Here is a 23860-nt window from a genome sequence, read left to right on the forward strand (position 1 = left end):
CGACGATGAACGGCGTGATGGCCTCGCGGCGCGGGGCGACCTATTCCGGATCGATCCGGAAGATCTTGCCGCCGTAAGAGACGATGTAGAGCTCGCCCGCGGCGTCCTCGCCGAACGAGGCGAGGCCCTCGATGGTGCTCACGGAGTTGAGATCCTGGCTGAGCTGGGTGCCGAGATCGGTCGGGCTCGAGGGCGTGGCGACGCCGTCCCGCCAGGTGAACATCCACACCCGGTCCGACGCGAAGTCCCCGTACAGGTACTTGCCCCGGAGCGCCGGGATCTTGCTGCCGCGGTAGACGTAGCCGCCGGTGATCGAGCCGTCGCCGTTGTCGTGATCATAGCGCTTGACGGGCGGCGTGATCATCGGCGAGGTGCACGGAATTCCCTGGTCGCTCTGGAGGCAGACGTCCCCCTCGGTGACGCTCCAACCGAAGTTCTTGTGGCCCTCGCCGCGCGGCTGGACGTTGATCTCCTCGAACAGGCGGCCGCCGACGTCTCCGATGTAGAGATCGCCCCGGCAGCGGTCGAAGCTGAAGCGCCACGGGTTGCGCAGCCCGTAATTCCACACGAACGGGTCTCCGCCGGCGACGTTCCCGGCCGGCGGCGTCGGGTGGTTGTCGACGTCGACGCGGAGGATCTTCGCGTACTTCACCTCGATGTTCTGCCCGTTGTTGTCCGGGTCCGGATTCGAGGTGTCGCCGCCGCCGTCTCCGACGCCCACGTAGAGCATTCCATCGGGACCGAACGCGAGCATCCCGCCGTTGTGGTTGCCGACCAGCACCGGGAACGAGAAGAGCTCGCGGACCTGCGCCGCGTCCGCCTGGTCTGGATTGGACGCCGAACGCTTGAACTCGCGGAGGGCCAGCGTCCTCGACCTCGTGTTGTGGTAGACGAAGAACCGCCCGTTGGTCGCGTAGTCAGGGTGGAACGCGAGCCCGAGGAGACCTCGCTCATCCTCGTCGTACTGGATCTGCTGGACCTGCGCGGTGATATCGAGGAACGGGGTGCTCTGCACCACGCCTCCGCTGATGATCCGGATGGTCCCGCCCTGCTCCACCACGTAAAGCCGGCTGGCATCTTCCGGCTCGCTCGTCACGAACACGGGACTACGCAGGCCGCTCGCCACCTCGGTGAGCTTGAGCGGCGGCACGGTCCCTCCCGGCTCGTCGCACTCGATCGTCCCACTCCCGCCCGCGCCGGTTCCGGTCGTCGCGCCGGCGCCCGACCCCCCCGTCCCGCTCGTCGTCGCGGCCGGACCGCCTCCGCTGCCCGTCGCGGAAGCGTCCGTGCCCGTCGTGGCGCCCGAGCCCGAGCCCGAGCCCGAGCCCGGCCCCGAGCCCGGCCCCGTGGTGGCGCCGCCGCCCGTGCCGGTTCCGCCAGGACCGGCCCCGCCGCTGCCCCCTGATCCGCTATTTTCATCGCTCCCGCACCCATTCAAGGTGAAGCTCAGACCGACGACGGCGGCCGCGATGGGCATGAAAGACAAAAGGAAACGCTTCTGGTCCATCATGCCGTAGGAGACTATCCGAACAACGCGCCCATTGGTATAAATTTCCACCTCATGGCGCCGCATCTCGCACGTCGCACGTCGCGATTCCGCATCCACCCGGGAACGGTGAACGCAACTACAATGCAAGACGCTTCCCTACTGCTGCTCGAAATCCTGTCACGCCGGATTCCGTCTGCGGCCGCCTCCTGGCGAAAACGCGTCGAGCAGGTGACCGGGATTGGTGCGCGCGCCCGGCTTGTGCGCGAGGCGCCTGATGCGGTGGCCGGCGAGACGTCCACCTGGTTCGATCGCGACCAGTTCCTGTCGACGTTCACCGCCGCTGCGCGCGCGCTCGGCAAGGCGCCGCTCGCGCTTCAGGCAGACGAGCGCGACGCGCTGGAAGCGGCGTTGGGGTCCAGGGCGGCGGAGGGCTGGCGGCTGGACGAGCTGGGCCGGGTGACCCTGCTCGCGCTCGTGTCGAGGCGCCTGCCCGAAATCGAGGTCGAGTCGCTGCTCTGGACTTGCTATCAGCAGGGCGATAGCCGGGAACGGCAAGCGCTCCTGCGGGCCCTGCCGCTCGTGACCGGCGCGGAGCGCTCTCTGCCGCTCGCGGTCGACGCGTGCCGCACGAACGAGCTGCCCGTGTTCGAGGCGATCGCCTGCGAGAATCGTTACCCGGCGGCGTATTTTCCGGACCTCAATTTCAACCAGATGGTCCTCAAGGCCATGTTCATGGGCGTCGCGCTCGCGCGGATCGTCGGGCTGGAGCGGCGGCGAACGAGCGAGCTCGCCAGGATGGCAGAGGACTTCGCGAGCGAGCGCAGGGCGGCCGGCCGGAGCGTCCCGGCGGACATCGGCCTGCTCACGCCGGAGCACGAGCACGAGCACGAGCACGAGCGCGCGACGCGCATCCCCGAGTGAAGCGCGCGAGGCGGAGGGACAAGTGAAGCTATTCGATCCCCATATCCACATGACATCGCGGACCACGGACGACTACCAGGCGATGGCCGACGCCGGCATCGCCGCCGTCCTCGAGCCCGCGTTCTGGCTCGGTCAGCCGAGGACGCACGTCGGCACGTTCGAGGACTACTTCGCGTCCCTGCTCGGCTGGGAGCGCTTCCGGGCCAGCCAGTTCGGCGTCCGCCACCTCTGCACGCTGGCGCTCAACCCCAAGGAGGCCAACAACCCGCGCGTCGCGCAGGGCGTCATCGATCTCTTGCCGCGCTACCTCGACAAGGAGGGCGTGGTCGCCGTCGGCGAGATCGGGTTCGACGACATGACGCCCGAGGAAGAGAAGTACTTCGCCCTGCAGGTCGAGCTCGCGCGCGCGCACGATCTTCCCATCCTCGTGCACACGCCTCACCGCGACAAGAAGCGCGGGACCGAGCGGACGCTCGCCCTGGTGCGGGAGCTCAAGTTCCCCGAGGAGCGCGTGCTCGTCGATCACAACAACGAGGAGACGCTGCCGCTCGTGCTCGCGACCGGCTGCTGGGCCGGCCACTCGATCTACCCGAACACGAAGATGGACGAGGACCGGATGGTCGCGCTGGTCAAGAAATACGGCGCCGAGCGGATCCTGATCAACAGCGCGGCGGACTGGGGCGTGAGCGATCCCCTGAAGGTGCCGAAGACGGCGGCGCGGATGCGCGAGAACGGGATCGCGGACGAGGTGATCCAGCGGATCGTCTGGAAGAACCCGCTCGCCTTCTTCGCCCAGAGCGGCCGGCTCGATCTCGCGGAGTTCGGAGAGGCGCCCGCCGTGGACCAGCGCGCGCTGTTCGAGGGCAACTCGGTCCTGCGCGGGCAAACCCCCGTCGTGCAGGGCTGACCGAGCGCGCCCATGCACCGCACCGTCGTCCTCAACGTCGTCGGGCTCACCGGCGATCTCCTCGGCGACGCCACGCCGAACCTGCAGCGGCTCGCGCGCGAAGGGGCGATGCGCCCGCTAGAGACCGTGCTGCCGGCGGTCACGTGCGCGGTCCAGTCGACCTTCACGACAGGCCTCCTCCCGAGCGGGCACGGCTGCGTCGCCAACGGCTGGTACTTCCGCGACATCGCCGAGGTGAACCTGTGGCGCCAGGCGAACCAGCTCGTGGCGGGGGAGAAGATCTGGGAGGCGGCGCGCCGCCGCGATCCGACCTTCACCTGCGCCAAGCTGTTCTGGTGGTACAACATGTACAGCTCGGCCGATTACGCGGTGACGCCGAGGCCGATCTACTGGGCGGACGGGCTCAAGCTGCCGGACATCTACACCGAGCCGGCGTCGCTGCGCGATGAGCTCGTCTTCCGGCTGGGCGAGTTTCCGCTCTTCAACTTCTGGGGCCCGAACGCGGATATCCGGTCGACGGCGTGGATCGCGCGGTGCGCGCGCCACGTGTACGACACGCGGCGGCCGACGCTGACGCTCGTCTATCTCCCGCACCTCGATTACAACCTCCAGCGGCTCGGGCCGGACGATCCCGCCATCCAGGACGATCTGCGCGCCGTGGACGCCGTGTGCGGCGAGCTGATCGACCACGTGCGCAAGGACGGGGCGCGGGTGATCGTCCTGTCCGAATACGGCATCACGCGGGTGTCCGGGGTCGTGCACATCAACCGGGCGCTCCGGGAGCAGGGCCTCGTGCGCGTCCGGGTCGAGCGCGGGCTCGAGAAGCTCGACGCCGGCGCGTCCGAGGCGTTCGCGGTGGCGGACCACCAGGTCGCGCACGTCTACGTGCGCCGCCCGGAGCGCGTCGCCGAGGTGAAGGCGCTGCTCGAGGCGCTGCCCGGCGTGGACGTCGTCCTCGACGAGGAGGGCAAGCGCGCCGCCGGCCTGAATCATCCGAGGTCCGGCGAGCTCGTCGCCGTCTCACGCGAGGATCGATGGTTCAGCTACTACTACTGGCTCGACGACGAGAAGGCGCCCGAGTACGCGAGGACCGTCGATATCCACCGCAAGCCCGGCTACGACCCCGTCGAGCTGTTCGCCGATCCCGCGCTGCGCGCCCTGCCGGCCAGCGTCGCGTGGAGGCTGCTCAAGAAGAAGCTCGGGTTCCGGTACCTGATGGATGTGATCCCGCTCGACGCCGGGCTCGTCCGGGGGTCCCACGGGCGGCTGCTCGAGGGGCCCGGGCGGGGACCCCTGCTCATGTCCAGCTGCGGTTCGCTGCCGCCGGGGGAGAGCGTCCACGCCACCGACGTCGGCAAGGTCGTCTTGAGCCACCTGTTCGATTGATCGGCGGGGCGGGGGACCCTCGCCCCCCGCTGCCTCACGTCCCCCGCACCACCCGCTGCATCGCCAGCGTCAGCGGGAATCCCAGCAGCGACAGCGCCGCCGCGCCGCCGGCGCCCGGCGCCCCGGTCCGCGCGATGAGCACCGCGTCGAGCAGCGATATCCCGGCGATGAGCGTCACCACGGCGCGCGGGATCCGGTCCTTCCGCGTCCCCCGCAAGAGCCTCACCGCGTGGATCACGCAGCCCGCGAGCGCGCCGTACGCGATCGTCCCCACGAGCCCCGTGAGCGGCGCCCCGAGCGTGTAGAGGAACGGCACCGCCATGAAGCCGAGCGCCCACAGGCTGCGCACGGCCAGCAAGTTCTCCTGCTTCGCGATCGCCGTCAGCCCGATCAGGTAGAAGAGCAGCGCCATCCCCCCGCCGAGCACCGCGCTCCCGAGCTGCCCCCCCGCCGCGAGCGCCGCCGTCCCGTAGACCAGCACGCGGCACAGCCCCATGAGCGCCGGGCTCAGCGGATTCCCCTTGTGCCAGGCGTCGTACAGCACGATCGCCCCCGCGAGCAGCGCGCTCGCCACGGCCGGCGCCGCGCCCCGGCCCGCGAGGTGCGCGTGGCCGCCCACGAGCAGCACCCCCGCGCCGAGCAGGCCGTACCCCACCGCGAACACCTCGCGGGCGCTCACCAAACCGGACGGGATCGGCCGCTCGGGCCGCTCGCGCGCGTCGATCTCCCGATCGAACGCGTCGTTCAGGAACATGCCGCCCACGTACATCAGCGACACCGCGAACCCCACCAGCGCCACCTCGGGCGCCCGCACGCCGGCCCCGGACAGCGCCATGCCGCACAGCACGTTCGTCCAGACCGTCGGCAAGTTCGAGACGCGGCCGAGCCGCAGATACACCCGCGCGCGTGAGCTCATCGTCACACCCCCTCTCCGCTGCCGGCGCCGAGGACGCCGTCATCGCCGCTCCCTTCCGCCACCATCCGCTCCTCCACCCAGCGGAGCTCCCGCGCCACCGCCTCGACCACGCCGCCGCGCCGCTGATCCTCCGGCAGGACATCCCAGGTATAGGTCTCCACCTCGAGGTGCTGCGTCGCGGGTACCTCCCCGAGGTGCGACAGCAGCGCCGCGAGCTCGGGCTGCGTCGTCGCGAGCGCGCCCTCGAACCCCCGGAAGATCGGCATGTGGAAGTGGATGCGCCACTCCTCCGGCCGCGCCTCCGGCGGCGCCGCGCCCGCGCCCTCGAGCGCGGACAGCGCCTCGGGCAGATCCAGGTAGCGGACGAGCTCGCCCCCGGCCGCGCCGCCGCGGCGCTCGACCACCTGGTGCAGGTACACGACGTCCTCCGCGTACGCGCGCAGCCGCGCCATCGTCGCCGGATCGCGCTCCGCCACGCGCGCGCGCAGCCCGGCGCTGATCTGCACCTTGTGCACGCCGACGCCCGCCGCGCGGAGCGCCGCGAGCGACGCCGGCGCGTCCTCGAACTCGACCGCCATGTGGCACGCGTCGAAGCAGAGGCCGAGGTGCTCGCGGAGCGCCTCCTCCGCGGCCGAGAGGCTCATCCCGGAGAGCGCCGCGAGCTCCCGCGCCCGCTCCCGCGCGAACACGTGCTCGGTGAAGAAGCCGATCGCCTCGGGCGTCGTCTCGAGGAAGCAGCGCGGCTCCGGCTCGAGCGCCAGCGCGACGCGCTTGCCCGTGCGGCGGCGGATCTCGACGAGGTGCGCCGCGTGCTGGACCAGCCGCCGCGCCATCGCCTCCGCGTCGTCCCGCCCGCGCACCCGCGGCCGGAACGCGCCGGGCACGGTGCTGACGCTGCCCATCAGGCCCTCCTCGGCCGGCAAGAGCGCGGCGAGGAGCGTCGCCAGGAGATCGCTGTACGCGAGGCGCTCGTCGGAGAGCCAGTCCGGCAGGTACACGCGCTCCTTCACGGGCGCGCCGTGGAAGCGGCCGTAAGGGAACCCGTTCAGCGTGAACACGTAGAGCCCGTTCCGCTCGAGAAAGTCGCGGAACGCCTCGAGCTCCGCCGGGGCCGCGAGCTCCGCCGCCGCCCGCGCCGAGAGCCGCAGGCCCACGCCCGAGCGGCGGCGCTCGGCGGTCCCCGCGCGCGCTGCGCCTCCGCCCTCCGGCGCGTCCTCCCGCCCTCGCGCCGCGCGCGACCAGATCTCGAGCAGGTGCGTCTCCAGGCTCCGCTTCACCTCGGGCCACGTCTCGCCCGGGTGGATGTTCGTGCAGTAGGTGAGGTGCGGCGCCCCCGCGCACGCGAGCCTCACGACCGCGCCGCCCCGGCCGCGCCGGCCGCCGCGAGCGCGCCCCGCCGCCCGGCGCGCTCGCGGAGCCGCGCGATCGCCGCGACGATGTGCCGCTCGTCCATCGCGTGCACCTCGCGCGCGCGCCCCACGTCCTCGAGGAGCGTCACCGTGAGCTCGCCGCCGAGGTGCTCGCGGAACTCGTCCAGCCCGTCGAGCACGCAGAGCCGCTCGCCCCGCTCGCCCCCCGGCCGGGAGAGCGCCAGCGCGTCGTCCCACAGCGCGAAGCCGAGCGCCTCGAGCGTCGAGACCACCGCGGCCGACGTCGCCTCGCCGCAGAGGCCGGCGAGCTCCGCGTACAGCGTGTCGATCGCGATGCCGATGGCGACCGCCTCGCCGTGACGGAGCCGGTGCCTCGTGAGCGACTCGAGCTTGTGCGCGGCCCAGTGCCCGAAATCGAGCGGCCGCGCGCTCCCGAGCTCGAACGGATCGCCCGCGGTCGCGATGTGCTGGAGGTGGATCTCCGCCGAGCGGCGCACGAGCTCCGCGAGCGGCGCGAGCGCGCCCGACGCGAGCGCGGGGGCGTGCTCCGACAGCCACGAGAACAGCCTTGCGTCCCGGATCAGCGCGACCTTCACCGCCTCGGCCATCCCGGCCACCTTGTCGCGCAGGGGCAGCGTCTCCAGGAAGCGCGGGTCGATCATCACCGCGAACGGCGGGGCGAACGTGCCGAGCAGGTTCTTCTTCCCGAACGCGTTGACGCCGTTCTTCACGCCGACGCCGGAGTCGGCCTGCGCGAGCACCGTGGTCGGGACGCGCACGACCCGCACGCCGCGGTGCACCGTCGCCGCCGCGTAGCCGGCCATGTCGAGCACCGCGCCCCCGCCGACGATCATCACGAACGACTGCCGATCCATCCCGAGCGCGTCGAGCCTCGCCTGCAGCGCCGCCGTCGCCGCGGCGTCGTTCTTCGCCGCCTCGCCGCCGGGCACCACGATCGGATCGGCTGCGAGCGCGAGCCTGTCCGCGTGCGCGCCCACGTACCGCGCGATGTCCTCCGCGAGCGACGGCCACGCCGCGGCGACGCCGCCGTCGATCACCGGCAGCACGCGGTGGCGCCGGCGCGGCTCCTTCGAGGCGATGGCGGACGCGAGATCGCCGTTGCTCGGCGAAAAGACGCCGTCCGTGAGGTAGACGGGGTACTCGAAGGGGACGGCGATCCGTTGGACGTGAAGCAGCATCAGAGCCGAGCTTTGAGAGCGGCCATCGGGCCGTCAAGCTCGTTCCGCGCGAGGATCCCGCGCCCTGCCGCAGGATGAAAACTTCCCCTTGGCGGCGGACGGCCTTCCTGCAATGCTGGCCCCGCTCGTGAGCTGCGCGGCCCTACGGCCGCGATCGCCTCGTGATCGCAACCCTGTACTGCCTGACATCCTCCTCAATGCAGACGCCCATGGAAGGCACAACCCGTCCCACGAAACGGTCCTTCATGAGAGGAGTGCTTTTGACAGCAGCGGCAGCCCTCGCGCTCGCCGCGCTCTCGGCCGGGTGCGCGCCCACGTACGTCTACAACCCGGCGAACTACGCGAAGGAGTACGATCCGCGCAAGCACGAATACGTGATCGGCGTGGGCGACCAGATCCGGGTCAACGTGTGGCGCATGGCCGACCTGTCGAGCGAGGCGCTGGTCAGGGCCGACGGGTACATCACGATGCCGCTCATCGGCGACGTCTACGTCTCCGGCAGGACGCCGACCCAGGTGCGCGAGGAGCTGAAGAAGCGGCTCTCCGAGTTCGTGAAGGACGAGACGGCCGTGATCACCGTCGCCGTGACCGGGATCAACAGCTACCGGTTCGTGGTCAGCGGCAACGTCGCGCGCGCCGGCATCTTCAACGCGAACTACTTCGTCTCCGTCTCCGAGGCGCTCGCGATGGCCGGCGGCCCGAACCAGTTCGCCTCGACCGATCAGATCCTGCTCATCCGCATGGATAGCCCGGGTAAATACCGGCACATCCCCATCAACTACGACGATATCGCCTCGCGCAAGCGGCCCGAGCAGGATCTCGTGCTCAAGGCGGGCGATACCGTCTTCGTGCCCTGATCGTGGCCGGCTCCTCCGCGCTCGCCCGCAAGGCCGTCCTCGGCGCGGTCTGGACGATCGCGACCGGGCTCGGCTCGCGCGTCATCGGGCTGATTGGCACCCTCGTCCTCACCCGGTTCATCGCGCCGGACGTGTACGGCGAGGTCTCGGCCGCGTCCGTCGTCATCATGACGGCGCACTTCGTGTCGAGCCTCGGTATCGGCCAGTACATCGCGTCGCAGCCGCAGCTCGACCGTCAGACCGTCTTCAACGCCACAGTCTATTTCCACGCGGCGGGGCTGCTCGCCATCGGCGTCATCTATCTCCTGCGGGAGCCGATCGCGGTGCACCTCGTCGGCGCGCCCGGGATGCTCGAGTTCATGCCCGGGCTCATCGTCGCGATGCTCATCGATCGGATCTGGTACGTCCCCGATCGCCTGCTCATCCGCGAGATGCGCTTCCGCAGCGTCAGCCTCCGCAACGCGGCCGGCGAGCTCACCTACACCGCGGCGTCGGTCCTCCTCGCCGTGCGCGGCTGGGGGGGCAACGCCATCGTGGTCGCGACGCTCCTGCGCGCCCTCGTCCGCGTCGTCACCACGGTCCCGGCGGTGAGCCTCGCCGAGTGGCTGACGCCGAGCCCGCTGTCGCGCGAGAAGGCGCGCGACCTGTTCGCCTTCGGCATCCCGCTCAACTTCGGGTCGCTGGCGAACTTCGGGGCCTCGAAGTGGGACAACCTCGTCATGATCCGGCTGTTCGGCGAGCACGTCGGCGGGCTCTACAACCTCGCGTGGAACCTCGCCGACATCCCGGCCTCGCAGGTCGGCGAGCGCATCGGCGACGTGCTCGTCCCGTCGTTCTCGAAGCTCGAGCCGGAGCAGCGCAAGGTCGCCCTGGTCCGCGCGCTCACGCTGCTCTCGCTGCTCATCTTCCCGCTCGCCGTCGGCCTCGGCGCGGTCGCCCCGACGATCCTCAACGACACGTTCTTCAACGACGCCTGGGAGCCGGCCGGCCCGCTCCTCGCCGTGCTGTCGGCGCTCGGCGTCACCCGCCCGATCGGCTGGGTCATGTCCTCGTACATGCAGGTCTATGGCCGGACGCGGGCGATCATGGTCCTGGAGTGGCTCAAGGTGGTCGCGATCGTCAGCGGCATCGCGCTGCTCGGCACGATCGGCGGCGTCCTCTGGGCGTGCGCCGGGGTGGGCGTCGCGTTCGGGGTGCACGCCCTCGGGAGCCTCTGGGTGGTGAAGCGCGCCGACGGCGTGCCGTACATGCGGCTGCTGCGCCCGCTGGTCCGCCCGCTGGTCGCGTGCGTGCCCATGGTCATTGCTGTGCTCGCCGTCCGTTACGCCATACGGCCGCTCGGCGAGCTGCCCCGCGGCTTCCGCCTCGGCGCCGAGGTCCTCGCGGGCGCGCTGGTCTTCGCCGGCTCCGCGCTGATCATCGCGCGGCAGGCGTCGCGCGACTTCCTCCAGCTCGCCCGCGAGGCGGTGCGCCGCCGTCGCTGACGTGTGACGCGCGGTTGCTGGCTGACGGCCGCCAGCCGCCGGCCGCCGACGCTCCACGGTCGACCGCGGGACCCCTTTCGACAATCGAGCGAAATTTGGGGGCCTGTGGTAGCGTCGGGCCCCTCTCTTCAACATGGGTCGGGGTCCGCGTGGCGGCTCCCTTCCACCACTGGAGATCAAAGGAAATGGCAGAGACGCATCCCGCTGCGGTCGAGAGCCTCCTGGCGAAGATCAACTCGCGCGAAGCCCAGGTGGGCATCATCGGCATGGGCTATGTCGGCCTGCCGCTGGCGCTCACGTTCATCGAGAAGGGCTTCCGCGTGCTGGGCTTCGACGTCGACCCCGAGAAGGTCACCGCGCTCAGCGAGGGGAAGAGCTACATCAAGCACCTCGATCCCTCGCGCGTCGCGGCGGCATCCAAGACGGGTCGGTTCGAGGCGACGGCGGACTTCGGCCGGCTCAACGAGCCCGACGCCATCCTCATCTGCGTCCCCACCCCGCTGACCGCCCAGCGGGAGCCCGACATGAGCTACGTCGTCATCTCGGCCCAGAAGATCAAGGAGCGGCTGCGGAAGGGGCAGCTCGTCGTCCTCGAGTCGACCACGTACCCCGGCACCACCGACGAGCTGGTCAAGGGCATCCTCGAGCAATCAGGCCTCCGCATGGGCGAGGATTTCTACCTTGCCTTCTCGCCCGAGCGCGAGGACCCGGGCAACCGCGATCACAGCACCGCGACCATCCCGAAGGTCGTCGGCGGCGTGGATCGCGCGTCGCTGGTCCTCTCGCAGGCGCTGTACTCCCAGGCGATCGCGCGCACCGTGGCCGTGTCGTCGGCGCGCGCGGCCGAGGCGGCGAAGCTCACCGAGAACATCTTCCGGGCCATCAACATCGCCCTCGTGAACGAGCTCAAGGTCGTCTACGACGCCATGGGCATCGACGTCTGGGAGGTGCTCGACGCCGCCTCGACCAAGCCGTTCGGCTTCATGCGGTTCAACCCGGGCCCGGGCTGGGGCGGCCACTGCATCCCGCTCGACCCGTTCTACCTCGCCTGGAAGGCGCGCGAGTTCGGCGTGTCCACGAAGTTCATCGAGCTCGCGGGCGAGGTGAACGTCGAGATGCCGCACTACGTCGTCAACAAGCTCCAGCTCGGGCTGAACGAGCGCGGCAAGCCGATGAAGGGCACGAAGGTCCTGCTCCTCGGCGTCGCCTACAAGAAGGACATCGACGATCCGCGCGAGAGCCCTGCGTTCGAGATCATCGAGCTCCTGCGCCGCCTCGGCGCCGTGCTCAGCTACCACGACCCGCACGTGCCCAAGCTGCCGCGCATGCGCACCTGGCCGCACCTGCCGGAGCTCTCGTCGGTGCCCCTCAACGAGGCCACCCTCAAGAGCCACGACGCGGTCATGGTCGTCACCGATCACTCCGTGGTCGATTACGACTTCGTGCTCAACCACGCCGCCCTGATCGTCGACGCCCGCGGCGTCTACCGCAACGTGCACCCCAAGGTGATCAAGGCCTAGCCGAGGACGCCCCGAGCGGCACGCGCCGGCGGGTGCGGCGGTTTGGTGACCGGGCACCCATCGGCGACGTCCTCGCCGCCTCGCCCGCCCGCGCCGCGGCGTGTCGCAAAGCGCCCGCGCTGTGGGCGCCGCGGCGCGGAAACGCTCGCGGGCGCCCGCGAGCGCCTGCGAACGCCTGAACAACGGCCTTTACGTACGCGGATCTCGCTGCGCTCGCGAAATCGCGAGCATCCCCTTGATGTCAGGGCGCCGGTTCGGTACCCATCGAAGACGGTCCATGTCCACGCCGCCGCCCATGGTCGGGCCAGGTCGAACGATGTCGCCTGCAGATGAGAACCTGGGCCCTGCGCCGTCGAGCTCGGATTGGAAGGGGCACCTGGAGATCCGGCTCGGCGATCTCCCGGGGACGCGGCGGCCGCTGACCGAGTCGCACATCGTCATCGGCAGGGCGCCGGGCGTGCAGCTCACGCTCGACCACTACACGGTCTCCCGGCGCCACGCGGAGCTCTTCTGCGACCCGTTCGGCCGGTGGTGGATCCGCGACCTCGGCAGCACCAACGGCACGCTCGTCAACGACGAGCGGATCAACGAGAAGGTGCTGAAGCCGGGAGATCGCATCGGGATCGGCGACTACATCCTCGAGTTCCAGCTCACGGCGCGCGCCCCCCGCGTGCCGCTCGACCCGGGCGGGCTCCATTTCGAGGAGGACAAACCGACCGCGATCCGCAAGCTCGGCGAGCTCGACCCGCCGCGGATCGCCGCGAAGCACCTGTTCACCCTGATGGACCTGTCGCGGCGGCTCCTCAGCATCGAGGACGCCACGGACCGGTTCGACGCGCTCTGCCAGCTGATGGTCCGGGAGGACTTCCACGGCAGCATGGCGCTCGCGCTGCGGCTCCGGCAGAACGGCGCGCTCACGATCCTGTCCGGGCCCCACCGCCCGTTCCAGTCGCTCCGGCGCGAGGACTCGGTCGCCCCGCCGTACATCTCGCGCCGCGTGCTCGCGGCCGTGCAGGACACGCGCGAGCCGGTGCTCGCCGGCAACCTGGTGAGCGACAGCGCCACGGTCGAGCTCACGATGTCGCGCGACGTCATGGCGCTCTGGGTCGTCGCCTGTCCGCTGCGCGTCGAGGAGCAGCTGATGAACCTGCTCTACGTGACCCTGCCGCCCGACTTCGGCAGCGTCGAGTGGCTCGGGCTCATCGCGCTCGCGGCGGAGGTCTACCAGCAGGCCGAGTCGGCGTGGGAGGCGCGGCGCCACGCGCAGGCGCACGCGGCGATCGAGCGCGAGCTCGAGATGGCGCACCAGATCCAGCGGACGTTCGTCCCGAAGCGGCTGGAGTTCAAGGCGCTCGACGTGGCGCTCGGCTTCGAGCCGTGCCGGTGGGTCGGCGGCGACTACGTGGACATCGTCCCGATGCCCGACGGCCGGCTGATGCTCGCGGTGGCGGACGTCTGCGGCAAGGGGCTCCAGGCCGCGCTCATCGGGTCGAGCGTGCACACGATGGTGCGGGCGACGGTCGACGCGGGCCGCGGCATCACGGGCATGATGGACCGGCTGAACGCCTACCTCTGCGAGTACCTGCCGGAGCAGTCGTTCGTGACGATGGTGGCGGTCGCCCTGGACCCGGCGACGGGCCGCATGGAGTGCGTCAACGCGGGGCACCCGCCGGCGCTGGTGGCGACCGCGGAGGGCGGCCTGCGGCACCTCCAGGCGGCGGTCAACCCGGCGCTCGGGATCGGGCCGGTGCCCATGGAGGCGCACCAGAGCGTGCTCGCGCCGGGCGAGGTGCTCGCGATGTACACGGACGGGCTCACCGAGCTGCGGAACTCGTCGAAGCAGATGCTCGGGCTGCACGCGCTCGGCACCGGCTTCGCCAAGCTGTGCGCGGCGAGCGCGGGGCGGCCGGTGGCGTCGATCGCCGACAAGCTCACGCAGATGCTCGAGGAGTTCCGCGGGGACCAGCTGCCCGAGGACGATAGGGCGTTCCTGCTCGCGCGGCGTACCTGAGGCCTCGCCGAGCTGCCCGGCCCCGGCGGAGGGGGCTACGGTGGGCGCGGGGCCGGGACGAGCGTCGGCGACGCGGTGCTGGTGGCTAGTACCGCGGGGCAGAACTCCCGCCAGGGATCTGCCTCGCGAGCGAAGAGAAATAAACGCAAGGGCGCAAAGGCGCAAAGGCGCAAAACTACAGATCTTTTTTGCGTCTTTGCGCCTTTGCGTTGAACTCTCTCTCCGGATCCCTGGCCGGACCTCTGGTGGGCGGAACTAGGGCGTGGCGTCGTTGGCCGACGGCTCCGTGCCCTCGGGCGGCTCGATCGGCGTGGGATCGCGGTGAGGCGGCCCCACGGGGCCCGCGGAGCCGAACGGCTGGGTCATCGTGATGCGCGAGCCGGGCTCCATCCGCCGCGGGAACGCGCCCGACACGGACACGAGGACCGCGTTGCGGACGATGCGCGTGTCGGGGAGCTCCGACGTCCTCGCCTCGGTGCGCTGGTTCGTGTGCTGGTACCGGAGCGCGAGCGCGAAATCCGGGATGACGACGACGGGGCTCCAGAGCAAGGCCACGTCGGTGACCACGGCGATCGTCGTCGGCCCCGTCACGAGCTCCCCGGCCGCGTTCGCCTCGAGCGGCTGCGCGATCTGACCGCCGGCCGAGCCCTCGACCGACAGGTGCCACGCCGGGCGGATGGGCGCGGCGGCGCGGAGCGTCAGCTGGTGCGAGAGCTGGATCTGCTGCAAAAAGACGTTGGGCGTGGCCGTGTAGGCGTACGCGAGCTCGGCCTCGCCACGGTCGTGCGTGTAGCGCAGCGCCGCGAGCCCCGCCGGCCGCACGAGCGAGTCGGCGCCGCCGTTCAGGTCCGTCGCGACCACCCCGCCGACGTCGAGCTGGCTCGAGAAGCGGCGGCCGAGGTCGTGCTGCCAGCTCGCCACGAGCGTGGTCAGGAGCTGATCGCGATCCTCGACCGCGTCCGCGGTCACCGGGACGTTGTCGAAGTGGGTGTAGCCGACCGAGAGCGCGCCGGACACGGTGTCGTGGCGGAAGATGCGCTGCGCGCTCAGCGTGTTCGACACGGTGAACGTGCGCTGCGGGAGATCCTGGAGCGGGTTGTAGACGAGGAACGTCGCCCCCTGCCCGAGCGCCCAGACCGGCGACGGCTGGAACGAGAACCCCTCGTTGAACGACGCCTGCACGAAGTTCGTCGTCCCGCCCGCGGTGCCCTGGATCGTCGTGGTCCCCGGCGTCTGCTCGAGCTGGAAGGTGTTGAGCTGGCCCTGCGACCCGGCCGCGCCGAGCGTCAGCGTGGTCCTCGGCGACGTGACGAAGCGGCCGGACCACATGGCCATGTTCGAGTACGAGCTCGCCTCCCAGTGCCGGAAGAAGAAGCTCGCCGAGAACGTGTACGACAGCGTCTGCGAGGTCCGCGGCGTCGTGTAGGTGAAGATCAGGCCGGGGCTCACGGTCCCGAAGCCGTCGGCGTCGGGGCCGGGCCCGGCCGGGGGCTCGGCCGCCGAGCTCACGTTGTCGGTGACGCCGATCGAGCCCGTGAAGACGCCCTGGAGATACGCGTCCTGCGCTCGAGCGTCGTCGTGGGTGAGGATCGCGCAGCCGAAGGCCGCGACCGCAATGCCTCGTCCGGAGCGCATGAGGGCCGCAAGGTAACAATGGAGCCGGCGCGCGGCTACGCCTCCCCGACCTTTCGAGCAGGGAAGCCGCGGGCCGCGCGCCGAGCCCCCTCGGGGCTCCGCCCCGCTCCGCACCCCGGCGTCCGCTTCGCGGCCGCCGCAGTTCCGCGCGTCAGCAATCCCTGGCGGGATTTCTGACACGCGGAGCTAGGCGTCGAGCAGGACGACACCGAGGATGGGCGCCGGCCGGAGCTGCTCGATGGCCTGGCGGATCGCCTTGCGGGTCGACTTCTTGACCTGCGACGTCAGGATCACGCCGTCCACCGAGTCGCCGATCACGTTCATGTCCATGCTGCCGAGCACGGGGGGCGTGTCGATGATGATGTACGAGTAACCCGCGCGCTTGAGGCTCTCGATCGCGCTCGAGAACGCCACCGCGTCGAGGATCGGCGGCCGCTCCGTGCGCGGGTCGACGGCCAGGATGTGGACCGGCGTCTGGAGGGAGAGCCTCGGGTCCGGCGACCTGCCGCCCGCCGGCGCCGCGTTCCTGTCCGACGAGTCGAGGCCGTCGTCGCCGGGCGCCACGGCGGGCGCCGGCGCCGCCTGGTCGACCACGACCCAGGGGGCGAACCGATCGGCGGCGTGGCGCTGGAGCTGCTCGCTGAAGCAGCTCGGGGGATCGAACCGCAGCGCCTTCGCGATGCCGGGCTGGCGGATGTTCGCCTCGACGAGGAGGATCTTCCCGCGGACGGTCTCGCGCAGGGCGAGCGCCAGGTTGATGGCGCACGACGTCTTGCCCTCGCCCGGCCCGGCGCTCGTCACGGCGATCGTGGTCCCGACGGCCGACGGCAGCTTGCGCCGGAGCGTCCGGTAGGCGTCCGCCTGCGGCGAGTACGGCGCGTGGATCATCACGATGCTCGGAGCCACGGCGTCCGGCAGCGGCAGCGGGCGCACGGTGACCTCGCCGAAGCCGCCCAGGCCCTCCTCCGGGAGCAGCCCGGCGTTCTCCGGGCCGCTCGGCAGCGAGCGCATGTGCTCGATGTGCAGCGACGGCGGCTCCTCGAACGTCGGATCCAGCGACTGCAGCTTCGCGTCCACGGCCTGCTGCGCCGGGGTCGACACCACGCGGTTGAAGATGAGCGACGGCGGCGACGAGAACGTGGCGGTGCCCGAGCGCTCCAGCGGCCTCTCGGGCGGCGGCGGCTGCTGCGGCTGCGGCTGCGGCACCTCGCGCACCGTCACCTCGCGCGCGGCGCCCGGCACCACGCGGTCGAAGACGAGCGACGGGGGCGAGGGGAACGTCCCGCTGAACGAGCGCTCCAGGGGCGGCGCGCCCGCGGCGTGCGGCGCCGCTTCGCGGACGCCCACGTCGCGCGCCGGCGGCGCGATGACCCGCTCGATCGGCACCGGCATCGCCGGCGCGCCCGGGCCGCTCGGCGCGAGCCCGGGGCTGCTCAGCGTGGCGCTCAGATCGACGACGCGCGTCACCACCGGGGCCGCGTAGGGCCGCTCGGGGCCGGGCGGCAGCGCGGGCGCGGGCACGCCGTGCATCGCCGGGTGGCCGTGAGGCGCGCCGTGCTCCCCGTGCTCCCCGGACAGCCCCGCCAGGAACATCGCCGCCGCCTGGGGCGGCGACCGGAGCGGCGCCTGCATGCCGGGATGACCGCCGGCCGCCGCCCCGGGGCCGAGGCGCAGCCCCATCCCGTGCTGCCCCGCGTGCGGCAGGTCGTGGCGGATGGTCGGCGAGTCGAACGCGGCGCCCGAGTCGTCCTGGCTCGGGCGCTCCGCCGAGACCACGTCCTCGGCGTCGTTGGCGAGGCGCAGGACGCGGGCGATCATCTCCTCGCGCACGTCCGGATCCGGCGCGATCGAGCGCCAGTTGCCGACCACGTTGCGGAGCCGGCGCGCCTCGATGACGAGGGCGCGGACCCGCGCGGTCTGCTCCGCGCGACTCAGGAAGTCGCAGACCTGATCGAGCGCCCGCTCCAGAGACGCGACCGGCGGGGGCTTCCCCGGCTCAGCTCCGCCTGTTTCAGCCACGGCGTCCTCGGGGCCCGCGCGCGTTGGCCGGCACGACGACGAGCACCGGAGCGAGCGCCATTCGATCGATATCTTCCATGTCGTAAACCCGATCGTCGAGCACGATGCCACGCGCCGCCGCGGCGGCGATCCCGGCCGCGACGGACACGAAGAGCCCCGCGATGGCGAGGATCAGCCGCGACGGGCTCGAGGGCGCGCTCGGCCTGTACGCCGGGTCGAGCACCTCGATCTGCGCCGAGTAGCCGCCCTGCTCCGAGCTCGCGGCCATCTCCGCGCGGAACGACTTGCCCTCGAGGTCGGCGAGCCGCTGCTGCGCGCGCGCCTTCTCGCGGCTGAGCCGCGACCACTCGGTCTCGGTGTTGATGATCGCCTTGGCCGTCTCGCTCGCGTCGGCCGGGTTCCCCATCTTCGCGCTCCTGCGCGCGGCGATCTCCCGCTCGATCTTCGCGAGCTGGGCCTTGATCTTCGCCTTCTCGGCCTCGTCGGTCGCGGCGACCTCCACGACCGGCGCGGGCGGCATGATCAGCGCCTCCTCGGCGCGCCGCAGCGCCGCCTCGGCGTTGCTCACGCGGGCGGCCGCGGCCCGGACGTCCGGGTGCTGCTCGGTGAACCGGGACTGCTTGTCGGCCAGGTCCCGCCGCGCGGTCGCGAGCTCCTGCTCGGCCTGATCCCTCTGGCGGACCAGCACGGGGGAGGGCGCCCCCCCGACGCTCGGCGCCGCCTGCTCCGGCTTGCCGGTGAGCCGGGCCCGCAGGCGGGGCGCCTGCCGCTCGAGGGCCTCCAGCGTCGGGTCCGTGGTGGTGGAGCGGCGCTCCTGCGCGCGGATGGCGGCGCCGGTCTGCGCGCCGCCGGGCGCGGCCTGCTCGGCGGCGAACTCGGGGTGCTCGGCCAGGAACGCCGCGAGCTCGGTCTCCGCCTTCTCGACGTCCTGCTCGGCGCGCTTCAGCTCGGCGTCGAGGAACTCGTTGGTCAGCTTCGCCTGCGACCTGCGCATGCGCGTCGTCTCCTCGACGAGGATGTCGGCGAGCCGCTGCGTCACCTCCTGCGCCTGCTCGCGCGTCTCCCCCTCGGCCGAGATCGCGAAGGTGTCGGTCGAGCGGGCCTTGAAGGTGATCTTCATGCGGAGCCGGTCGACCGCGTCGACCATGCCCCGCTTCTCGAGGACGTCGGGGAAGAGGTTGAACTCGGTCACGACCTTCTCGAGGTTGGAGCGCGCGAGCAGCGTCTCCTTCAGGCGCGCGGAGAGGGTGCGGAGCGGGTCGGGCCCGTCCGGCCCGAGGTACGTCGCCTTCACGCCCTCCCGGTAGAAGATCACCGTCTCGGAGCGGTACGCGGGCTTCCTCGACTGCACGACGAGCACCGTGAACGCGATCCCCGCGAGCGCCACGAGCACGGCCACGTACCAGTGCGCCAGGGTCCGGTTGATCATCGCGCTGATGCTGGGCGGCTGCGGACCCGCAGGTCGCGCCGTCGCATCGACGGGAAGCGCCCCGAGCGCCTCCTGGGGCGGGAGAGGCCCGGAGGTCTGCTGGTTCATCTTCTTGTCCATTGTTCGCGCTCCTCGAAGGTTGCCCTTGCTCCGTCCGACCCGGAGAACGCGCACCTACGTCCGGCGGACGGCTGCCTATCGTAGACGTGTGCCGCCCGAGCGCCAGCTTGTTGCACGCGGCCCGCGCTCGCCGCGCGCCGTGATCCTGGCCCCGAGCCCATCACGCCCCCGGCACACGCGTGAGGCGGCGTGGCCAGGATCACGGCGCGCGGCGCGCTCCCGTCCCCGCGCGCCCTCGCCCCTGCGCGCCCCCGCCCCGCGCGCCCCCGCGCGCGGCACCGGCCGCTGCCGCAGGGCCGGCGGCGAGCGCGCCGCCCCGGAGCGTCACGTGGGGAACACCCGATCGAGGCGCAGCAGGCGGAAGATGGCGCGCGGCTGATCCCGGAGGCCCACGATGCGCACCTGGCCGCCGTTGGCTCGTACCCGCTTGAACAGCGAGACGATGACGCCGACGCCGGAGCTGTCGATCAGCCGGAGGGACGAGAGCTCGAGCGTGATGTTCTGCCGGTTCTCGGCCACCAGCTCGTCCACCAACGTCCTGAACTCCGGTGCGGTCACCGCGTCGAGGGTCCCCTCGAACTGCACAACCGTCTCATTGCCGTTATCGGTCCGCGTATAGCTCATTGGATTTTGATTCCCCCAGCGGCGCGGGCTGCGCCCAAGCGGGAGACGCTCCGCATTCGGAAACTGCTCGTCCGATGCCCCGTCGCCTCGGCGAAATCGGCATCGGAATGCTCTTGTTCGCTGCTGCCTTCACTGCCGTCGCCGGCGACGCACGAGCTGCCCTCCCGCCGCTTCACGAGGCGGAGGACATTCGGGCTGCCGGGACAGTAATCGACCTCATCCATGAACGACTTGATGATGAAGAGCCCCATGCCGGACTCGGGGAGGTCGTCGATGGGAGGGTTGTCGATGGCCGCGGGGTCGAAGCTGCATCCCGTGTCCATCAGGCGGATGATGATGCCGTCCGCGTCGGACTCGATCTCGATGTCCACGTCGCCGGGCGGGCCAGCCCGGTATCCATGAATCGCGATGTTGTTGAACGCCTCCCCGAACGCCGAGACTGTCTGGTCCTCGAAGTCTTCCTGGGTCAGGCCGGGCGATCCGCCTTCGACCCTCCCAGGCGCGGCCATCTTGCATGCGGCCGCCACCACGCGGAGGGCGAGGTGGCGATAGGTCAACGAACCTGGTACGCGGAGTCGGATCACGCCCAAACCTCCATCCGAGCTTGTACCCTACCACGTTCTCGACTATGGGAGCCACAAGGTAAACAGTGACACCTGGCGTTCGTGTAGCGAAACGTGCGATCGACATCGCGGGCTCGCTCGTGGGTCTCACGCTGACCCTCCCGCTCTACCCGATCATCGGCGCGGCCATCTACCTCGAGTCGCCCGGGCCGATCTTCTACATGCAGCGCCGCGCGGGCATGCTGATCGGCACGGAAGTTCGGGATGGCGTGAGCTACCCGCGGTTCGTCGAATTCCATATGCGCAAGTTCCGTTCCATGCGCGTGGATGCCGAGAAGATGACCGGGCCCGTGCTCGCGCAGCAGGACGACCCGCGCATCACGCGCGTCGGGCGCTTCCTGCGCAAGACGCGCCTCGACGAGATCCCGCAGTTCTGGAGCGTGCTCATGGGCGACATGAGCATCGTGGGGCCGCGCCCCGAGCGGCCGGAGCTGCTCGTCAACCTGGCGCTCGCCATCCCGTTCTTCGAGGAGCGGATGCGCGACATCAAGCCGGGCATCACGGGGCTCGCGCAGGTGTCGCTGGGCTACACCGGCCGCGCCCCGGCGGAGAGCGAGGTCGCCGCGTTCGAGGCGACGCTGACGAACCCGTTCGGCCTCGAGGAGGCGGAGGGGGCCGAGGCCGACGACATGCGGATGAAGCTGCTGTTCGACCTCGCGTACGCCGCGTCGCTCGAGAAGCTCTCGACGTTCCTGTCGATGGAGCTCTCCATCATCCTGAAGACGCCGCTCGTGATGGTCCTCGGCCTCGGGCGCTGAGCCGGCGCCGCGCCCGGCGCGGCCGCCCCAGCGCCGCGCGCCAGCGATCCCCGGCGGGATCGCCGGCGGGCGGCGCTATGCTCGCTTGCTGAGCACGAAGATCACCAGCACGATGGCGAGGTCGGCCAGGATGAGCCGGTAGACGTCGCGCTTCTCGAGCCGGATCGAGAAGTTCGGATCGACGCTCCGGATGGCGCAGTACAGCGCCCCCGCGAGGCCGAAGTAGATCCAGAGCACGTAGTGGTAGGTGAACGAGAGGAAGAAGATCCCGACCATCATCCCGCAGAACCCGGCCATGACCGCCATGGCCCAGGCGCGGATCGTCGCGAACTGGGCGCCGTGCTCGTACCGCTTGAGCGCGACCAGCGAGATCTTCAGCGTGAGGTAGATCATCGCCGTCCACGCGAACATCCCGAGCGGACCGAGCTCCGAGAGCGCGAGGAGGTACGCGTTGTGCGCGGTGAGCCAGTGGTGCTCCGTGAACTGGCGGAAGCCCGCGCCCATCAGCGGGAACGCCCGGTAGATGAGCAGGCCCTCGGCCAGGATCTCCGTGCGCTCGTTCGCCGACTCGTCCGCCTCGCCGCCGCCGCGGCCGCCGAGGAGCATGAGCGGCGCCGCGAAGACCGCGCCGAAGATCGCGCCGCGGACGCCGTACTTCTTGACGAAGTAGACGCCCAGCACCGTCGCGAAGACGAGCTGGCCGCCGCGCGACTGCGTGAGGATGATCGCGGTCGCGATCACGAGGAGCGAGACGAGGACCAGGAGCGCGCGCGTGAACGAGCGCTTCTGCTCGAACAGGGCGAAGCTGAACGGCAGGACGATGCCGGACGTGAGCGCGAGCTCGTTCGGATCCTGGAGCACGCCGCGCCAGCGCACCCGGCCGTTGATCGTCGACGTCTTGAAGAGGCCGACGCGCTCGCACAGGTACTCGGCCTCGGGATCGGCGCCGGGGCCCTCGCGGCAGTCCACGCGCATCTCGCAGGGCCGGCCGTCGGGGATGCCGGCCTCGCCGCGCGAGCCGCCGATGGTCTGCGTCATCGCGAGGCACTGGAACGACGAGAACCCCTGGTGCACCGCGACGCCCGCCACGAAGAGGCCCATGATGAGCACCGTGCCGGCGAGCTTCTGGAAGCCCTTGAAGCCCTCGGGGCTGTGCCCGATCAGGAAGAAGAGGACGAACGTCACGCTGATCGAGACGAAGCCCTCGGAGAACTCGGCGGGGTTCCGCAGGCCGAGCGTGAGCACGCACCAGAAGTAGACGACGATCGCCCAGCGCAGCTGCGGGGTCGCCTTCAGCCTGACCTTGCCCAGGGCGAGGTCGAGGCCCATGCCCATGAAGGCGAGGGCGAGCCAGAGGTACAGGAACGGCAGGCTCTCGAAGCGCTCGTCCCACTCCTGGGGCCTGCCGTAGATGAAGATGATGAGAAGGATGACCCCGGGGAGCGCGAGCATGACGAGGGTCCTCAGCGAAGACGCGGTTCGGGTGGAGGGGGACGTTCCGGAGGATCGCGGCCCGCGTCAAGCGGCTTGCGCCGGCGCCTCCCGGCGAGATCGCCGTCGCCGCGCGCGCGACGCTACGTGGTGAGGCCCATGCGGCGCACGGCCTGGTTCAGGAACGGCACGAACTCGTCCGCGGCCCTCTCGTTGCCCTCGCGCGAGGGGTGGTTGTCGGTGTTCCCCTCCGAGCCGTGCTGCGAGAAGTTGGACTCGCCCTTGTTCGTGAGCACGTCGTAGTAGTCGAAGACGACGACGTTCTTCTCCGGATAACCGCTGAGCCAGCCTTCGGGCGACTTGACCCAGTTGTTGAACGAGCGGGCGAGGTCGGCCTGGCGCTGCGCGACCTCGGCCTCCGACGGCTTGCCGAGGATCTTCTTCGCGCTCCACTTCCAGGCGGGCTCCTTCGAGCGCTTGAGGATGTTGGCCGGGGCGGTCATGTAGACGAACAGCGTGTCCTTGCGCTTCGCGAGCTCGGGCAGGAGCGACGAGAGCGTGGCCTTCGCGTTCCAGACGGTCAGCTCCGGGCCGGCCGGGTTGCCGGGGGCGGCGCCCTCGCCGACGAAGCGGTTGTTCGGATAACAGGACTTGAAGACGACGATCCGGTTGACCACGCCGTCCGGGTGCTTCTGGTCGTTGAGCGCGACCCGGAGCACGCTGTCCATCCTGTCGCGGAACTTGGGCGCCCAGTGGAAGAGGTCGGTGTCCTCGCCGATCGCGCTGCCGTAGGAGGCCTCGTGGACGCGGTAGCCCTGCTCGAGGAGCCGCTTCTTGAGGCCGCCGCCGTTCGGGTGCGTCTCGTAGACGCACGACGCCTTCTCCTTCTCGGGGCCCGGGTCCGCGAGCAGCTGGCCGCCGACGGAGTGGTGGATGAACAGCAGATCCAGCGGGGCGCCGGGCGGGGCGCTCGAGAAGCCCGACAGGTCGAGCGAGCCGGCCTTCGCGATGGGGCCGGTGGCGGCGGGGGCCTTGCCCTCGATGGGGATGAACAGGGCGCCCAGCGCGACGAGGAATGCGCCGGCAGACACGAGGTGCTTCTTGCTCATGGCATCTCCGTGGAGGACGTGGGCAGGGAAGCTAAATTATCGCAGCGCGGCG

General features: G+C 71.0%; 19 protein-coding genes. 8 read left to right on the forward strand and 11 right to left on the reverse strand.

Features of this window, described 5'->3' with window-relative positions; translation table 11 throughout:
• Window positions 1-40 precede the first annotated feature (40 nt).
• A complete protein-coding gene (locus WMF26_RS06205; RefSeq protein WP_437999555.1) occupies window positions 41-1510 on the reverse strand; it encodes a PQQ-dependent sugar dehydrogenase in 1470 nt (489 codons plus the stop codon).
• Window positions 1511-1561: 51 nt separating this feature from the next.
• Between WMF26_RS06205 and WMF26_RS06210 the strand changes: the two genes are divergently transcribed.
• The 3 genes from WMF26_RS06210 to WMF26_RS06220 are packed head-to-tail and all read left to right on the forward strand — an operon-like array spanning window position 1562 to window position 4703.
• Window positions 1562-2410 carry an EboA domain-containing protein gene (locus WMF26_RS06210; protein ID WP_437999556.1) on the forward strand — a complete coding sequence of 283 codons (849 nt, stop codon included), beginning with the start codon at window positions 1562-1564 and terminating at the stop codon, window positions 2408-2410.
• Window positions 2411-2432: 22 nt separating this feature from the next.
• Complete coding sequence (locus tag WMF26_RS06215; protein ID WP_437318375.1) at window positions 2433-3317, forward strand: TatD family hydrolase; 885 nt, start codon at window positions 2433-2435, stop codon at window positions 3315-3317.
• Window positions 3318-3329: 12 nt separating this feature from the next.
• The gene (locus WMF26_RS06220) at window positions 3330-4703 is read left to right on the forward strand and encodes an alkaline phosphatase family protein (RefSeq protein ID WP_437999557.1); all 1374 of its coding nucleotides are present in this window, start codon (window positions 3330-3332) and stop codon (window positions 4701-4703) included.
• 34 nt (window positions 4704-4737) lie between these two features.
• Here WMF26_RS06220 and WMF26_RS06225 read toward each other — a convergent pair whose 3' ends face one another.
• Genes WMF26_RS06225 through WMF26_RS06235 form a run of 3 tightly spaced genes read right to left on the reverse strand, consistent with a single transcriptional unit; the run spans window position 4738 to window position 8188 of the window.
• Window positions 4738-5619: a UbiA family prenyltransferase gene (locus WMF26_RS06225; protein ID WP_061622203.1), complete on the reverse strand. Its 882-nt coding sequence runs from the start codon at window positions 5617-5619 to the stop codon at window positions 4738-4740.
• A gap of 2 nt (window positions 5620-5621) precedes the next feature.
• The gene (gene eboE / locus WMF26_RS06230; RefSeq protein ID WP_437999558.1) at window positions 5622-6971 is read right to left on the reverse strand and encodes a metabolite traffic protein EboE; all 1350 of its coding nucleotides are present in this window, start codon (window positions 6969-6971) and stop codon (window positions 5622-5624) included.
• On the reverse strand, window positions 6968-8188 hold the full coding sequence (locus WMF26_RS06235) for a 3-dehydroquinate synthase (RefSeq protein ID WP_437999559.1): 1221 nt from the start codon (window positions 8186-8188) through the stop codon (window positions 6968-6970). The genes eboE and WMF26_RS06235 overlap by 4 nt, the downstream gene beginning before the upstream one ends.
• 254 nt (window positions 8189-8442) lie before the next feature.
• Here WMF26_RS06235 and WMF26_RS06240 point away from each other — a divergent pair, with 254 nt between their 5' ends.
• The 4 genes from WMF26_RS06240 (at window position 8443) to WMF26_RS06255 (ending at window position 14060) form a co-directional block, all read left to right on the forward strand.
• Entirely contained in the window at window positions 8443-9045 is a 603-nt protein-coding gene (locus tag WMF26_RS06240; RefSeq protein WP_236644468.1) for a polysaccharide biosynthesis/export family protein, read from the forward strand.
• Window positions 9046-9047: 2 nt separating this feature from the next.
• Window positions 9048-10529 carry an oligosaccharide flippase family protein gene (locus WMF26_RS06245; protein WP_437336308.1) on the forward strand — a complete coding sequence of 494 codons (1482 nt, stop codon included), beginning with the start codon at window positions 9048-9050 and terminating at the stop codon, window positions 10527-10529.
• Window positions 10530-10714: 185 nt separating this feature from the next.
• Window positions 10715-12049 (forward strand): nucleotide sugar dehydrogenase, encoded by a 1335-nt coding sequence (locus WMF26_RS06250; RefSeq protein WP_437336309.1) that lies wholly within the window; start codon window positions 10715-10717, stop codon window positions 12047-12049.
• A 316-nt stretch (window positions 12050-12365) separates the two neighbouring features.
• A complete protein-coding gene (locus WMF26_RS06255) occupies window positions 12366-14060 on the forward strand; it encodes a SpoIIE family protein phosphatase (protein ID WP_020733221.1) in 1695 nt (564 codons plus the stop codon).
• A 255-nt stretch (window positions 14061-14315) separates the two neighbouring features.
• On the opposite strand, the gene WMF26_RS06260 is transcribed toward WMF26_RS06255, so the two are convergent.
• The 5 genes from WMF26_RS06260 to WMF26_RS06280 all read right to left on the reverse strand — a co-directional run bounded on the left by WMF26_RS06260 (window position 14316) and on the right by WMF26_RS06280 (window position 20444).
• A complete protein-coding gene (locus WMF26_RS06260) occupies window positions 14316-15695 on the reverse strand; it encodes a hypothetical protein (protein WP_437999560.1) in 1380 nt (459 codons plus the stop codon).
• Window positions 15696-15881: 186 nt separating this feature from the next.
• The gene (locus WMF26_RS06265) at window positions 15882-17714 is read right to left on the reverse strand and encodes a hypothetical protein (RefSeq protein ID WP_437999561.1); all 1833 of its coding nucleotides are present in this window, start codon (window positions 17712-17714) and stop codon (window positions 15882-15884) included.
• The gene (locus WMF26_RS06270) at window positions 17707-19263 is read right to left on the reverse strand and encodes a GumC family protein (RefSeq protein ID WP_061621413.1); all 1557 of its coding nucleotides are present in this window, start codon (window positions 19261-19263) and stop codon (window positions 17707-17709) included. The genes WMF26_RS06265 and WMF26_RS06270 overlap by 8 nt, the downstream gene beginning before the upstream one ends.
• A 324-nt stretch (window positions 19264-19587) precedes the next feature.
• Window positions 19588-19887, reverse strand: coding sequence for an STAS domain-containing protein (locus tag WMF26_RS06275; protein WP_044985570.1), 300 nt, complete (start codon window positions 19885-19887; stop codon window positions 19588-19590).
• Window positions 19884-20444: an ATP-binding protein gene (locus WMF26_RS06280; protein WP_020733226.1), complete on the reverse strand. Its 561-nt coding sequence runs from the start codon at window positions 20442-20444 to the stop codon at window positions 19884-19886. The genes WMF26_RS06275 and WMF26_RS06280 overlap by 4 nt, the downstream gene beginning before the upstream one ends.
• 92 nt (window positions 20445-20536) lie before the next feature.
• Here WMF26_RS06280 and WMF26_RS06285 point away from each other — a divergent pair, with 92 nt between their 5' ends.
• A complete protein-coding gene (locus tag WMF26_RS06285; protein WP_044985571.1) occupies window positions 20537-21268 on the forward strand; it encodes a sugar transferase in 732 nt (243 codons plus the stop codon).
• 75 nt (window positions 21269-21343) lie between these two features.
• Here the strand turns inward: WMF26_RS06285 and WMF26_RS06290 are convergent, their stop codons facing one another.
• Both WMF26_RS06290 and WMF26_RS06295 read right to left on the reverse strand, forming a co-directional pair.
• A complete protein-coding gene (locus tag WMF26_RS06290) occupies window positions 21344-22720 on the reverse strand; it encodes an O-antigen ligase family protein (RefSeq protein WP_437999562.1) in 1377 nt (458 codons plus the stop codon).
• A gap of 122 nt (window positions 22721-22842) precedes the next feature.
• The gene (locus tag WMF26_RS06295; protein ID WP_437999563.1) at window positions 22843-23808 is read right to left on the reverse strand and encodes a hypothetical protein; all 966 of its coding nucleotides are present in this window, start codon (window positions 23806-23808) and stop codon (window positions 22843-22845) included.
• Between the last annotated feature and the right edge of the window lie 52 nt (window positions 23809-23860).

The organism is Sorangium sp. So ce185 (assembly GCF_051526825.1).
Taxonomy (GTDB): Bacteria; Myxococcota_A; Polyangia; order Polyangiales; family Polyangiaceae; genus Sorangium; species Sorangium cellulosum_D.

Bases quoted from the DNA above. Each gene is read 5' to 3' on its own strand.
- WMF26_RS06205 (WP_437999555.1), bottom strand. From the start codon at position 1,510: ATGATGGACCAGAAGCGTTTCCTTTTGTCTTTCATGCCCATCGCGGCC.
- WMF26_RS06210 (WP_437999556.1), top strand. From the start codon at position 1,562: ATGGCGCCGCATCTCGCACGTCGCACGTCGCGATTCCGCATCCACCCG.
- WMF26_RS06220 (WP_437999557.1), top strand. From the start codon at position 3,330: ATGCACCGCACCGTCGTCCTCAACGTCGTCGGGCTCACCGGCGATCTC.
- WMF26_RS06225 (WP_061622203.1), bottom strand. From the start codon at position 5,619: ATGAGCTCACGCGCGCGGGTGTATCTGCGGCTCGGCCGCGTCTCGAAC.
- WMF26_RS06235 (WP_437999559.1), bottom strand. From the start codon at position 8,188: ATGCTGCTTCACGTCCAACGGATCGCCGTCCCCTTCGAGTACCCCGTC.
- WMF26_RS06250 (WP_437336309.1), top strand. From the start codon at position 10,715: ATGGCAGAGACGCATCCCGCTGCGGTCGAGAGCCTCCTGGCGAAGATC.
- WMF26_RS06255 (WP_020733221.1), top strand. From the start codon at position 12,366: ATGTCGCCTGCAGATGAGAACCTGGGCCCTGCGCCGTCGAGCTCGGAT.
- WMF26_RS06260 (WP_437999560.1), bottom strand. From the start codon at position 15,695: ATGCGCTCCGGACGAGGCATTGCGGTCGCGGCCTTCGGCTGCGCGATC.
- WMF26_RS06270 (WP_061621413.1), bottom strand. From the start codon at position 19,263: ATGGACAAGAAGATGAACCAGCAGACCTCCGGGCCTCTCCCGCCCCAG.
- WMF26_RS06275 (WP_044985570.1), bottom strand. From the start codon at position 19,887: ATGAGCTATACGCGGACCGATAACGGCAATGAGACGGTTGTGCAGTTC.
- WMF26_RS06290 (WP_437999562.1), bottom strand. From the start codon at position 22,720: ATGCTCGCGCTCCCCGGGGTCATCCTTCTCATCATCTTCATCTACGGC.
- WMF26_RS06295 (WP_437999563.1), bottom strand. From the start codon at position 23,808: ATGAGCAAGAAGCACCTCGTGTCTGCCGGCGCATTCCTCGTCGCGCTG.